Source organism: Bacillus sp. IT-79MI2 (assembly GCF_949768135.1).
GTDB lineage: Bacteria > Bacillota > Bacilli > Bacillales > Bacillaceae_G > Bacillus_A > Bacillus_A pseudomycoides.
Genome location: NZ_CATKPV010000108.1, coordinates 1 through 2,491 on the forward strand (window position 1 = coordinate 1; position 2,491 = coordinate 2,491).

Below are 2,491 nucleotides of genomic sequence, written 5' to 3' on the forward strand. Positions count from 1 at the left end.
TGTGACTGCTAAACTAAAGTAGACAGTTTCCGACAACCAAGATTGAACACTTTTTTACCAAATAACTTCCATATCATGATAGATTGAGAGGAGATATCATGATATAGGGGGATATGAAAGGTGGAAAAATGGCAAGTGTACATGGAAATTCATCAATTATTAAAACAAGGTTTCTCAAAGAGCAATATCGCTAAAAAGTTACAAATATCAAGAACAACACTATACCGTTATCTTAATAAGGCACCAAAAGAGATGGCGGAATGGTTAGACGCGATGCAATTTAGAACAAAGAAACTAGACAAACATAAAACACTGATTCTTAGCTGGTTAAGAAAATATCCAGATGTATCAGCAGCACAAATATATGATTGGTTACACGAAAGATATGGGGATGTGCAAGTGGGAGAAAGTACAGTACGCTCTTACGTTAAAGAACTTCGTTCTGAGTACGATATCCCAAAAGAAACAAGATCTCGTTCCTATGAAGCAATACCTGATCCACCTATGGGACAACAAGCACAGGTTGATTTTGGGATGACAACGCAAAAAAACATTGAGGGAAAAAGCATAAAACTGTATTTTATTGCATTTGTATTGTCCCACTCCCGTTATAAATATATGGAGTGGTTAGATCGGCCATTTACTACAAGGGATGTTATTCAAGCACATGAAAATGCCTTTTATTATTTTGAAGGAATCCCTTTTGAGTTGGTTTATGATCAGGATAATTTAATCGTGGTAAGTGAAAATGCAGGTGATCTAATTCTTACTTCAGAATTCGAGACATACCGTAGAGACCGCGATTTTAAATTACGGGTATGCCGGAGAGCTGATCCAGAGAGTAAGGGGCGTATAGAAAACGTGGTGGGATTTATTAAATATAATTTTGCCAAGCATCGTATTTTTACTCACTTAGACTCATGGAATGAACAAGGACAGAAATGGTTACAACGAACAGGAAACAACAAAACTCATCATACAATAAAAAAGAGGCCAATCGAAGTGTTTACCCTTGAAAAACAACACTTACGACCAACCTCACAGATGATCAATACTGGAAATATTGATCAAAAACCAACTAGCACAAGTATAACAAGGACTGTCCGAAAGGACAACACAGTTTTGTATAAATCAAATCGCTATTCAGTCCCATTAGGCACGTATTCTCCGTATGGAAAAGTGGTTTGTTTATCAATTGAAGGCGAAATTTTGAAGATTTGTGATTCAGAAACAGGTGAAATCATAGGTAAACACAATATTTGTCAAGGAAAGGGACAACTGGTGCAAGATCGCAATCACACCCGTGATCGATCACGGGGTATTAGTGCATATATAGAAACGTTGTCTAAGCATTTCCAAAAGCCAGAAATAGCAAAAGAATATTTAGAGAAAGTAAGAAAAAATCATCCTCGTTATATACGTGATCAGTTACAACTAATGAGCAAACAAATTCACCAAACAAAGGAAACGGTATTAGAACAGGCATTATCAGAGTGTATCAGTCGAAAATTATATAGTGCAAATGAATTTACAGACATTGTCGCTCACTTACACCGACAACAAGTGACCACATCAATTGATGATGATTGTACAATTGAAACGTTACATGTCCAAGCACTTTCAGTTGTATCTACAATTCCAGAAAAAAGAGACATCAATGAATATCTTGTTATCTTGGAGGGCGGCCACCATGAGTGAACTCAAACAAGCTCAAGATTTACTACGTTCATTACACTTGTCTGAAACAGCTCAAGAACTTCCAAATTTAGTGGACAGGTCTAATAAGAATCAATATTCCTATCTAACTTTTCTTCGAAATGTATTAAAGTACGAGCAAAAACGTAGGGAAGAAAAGTTAATTGAGAGGCGGTTAAAGTGGGCTACACTTCCCTATCACAAAACGTTAGACGAATTTAATTTGTCAGAACAACAATCACTAAGTCAAAAACAATTAAATCAATTGAAAGATTTAACTTGGTTAGATCAATTGTTTAATCTTATTATTCTTGGACCGCCAGGTGTTGGCAAAACCCATCTGGCAGCCGGACTCGGCATAGAAGCAATTTATCAGGGATATAAGGTGATGTTTATTTCAATGGGAGAACTCATACACACATTAAAAACAGAGGAATTTACTCGAAGAGCTCAAACACAAATGAAAAGAATTCGAGAAGCACACCTCGTCATTATAGACGATTTAATGTTTATGGCTATGGATCAGCGAGAAGCCAATCTCTTTTTTCACTTAATCAACGATTTGTATAACCATTCGTCAATCATATTGACGTCCAACAAGGGCCCAAGTGAATGGGGAGAACTTCTTGGAGATCCCGGTATCACGACAGCTATACTAGATAGAATTGTTCATCGTGCAGAAGTTATTCACTTAAATGGTGATAGTTATCGTATGAAACATAGAGTTACCATTTTTGAGCACGAAAGTGTTCAAAGTTAATGAGCAAAAAGTGTTCAATTCTACTTGACGGTTACA

General features: G+C 36.5%; 2 protein-coding genes. Both read left to right on the plus strand.

Annotated features, from left to right (window positions below; all coding sequences use genetic code 11):
- The first annotated feature begins 120 nt into the window (after positions 1–120).
- A complete protein-coding gene (istA, locus tag ACM6HU_RS25390; protein ID WP_242227521.1) occupies positions 121–1,698 on the plus strand; it encodes an IS21 family transposase in 1,578 nt (525 codons plus the stop codon).
- The gene (istB, locus tag ACM6HU_RS25395; RefSeq protein WP_016132952.1) at positions 1,691–2,455 is read left to right on the plus strand and encodes an IS21-like element helper ATPase IstB; all 765 of its coding nucleotides are present in this window, start codon (positions 1,691–1,693) and stop codon (positions 2,453–2,455) included. The genes istA and istB overlap by 8 nt, the downstream gene beginning before the upstream one ends.
- The last annotated feature ends 36 nt before the right edge of the window (positions 2,456–2,491 follow it).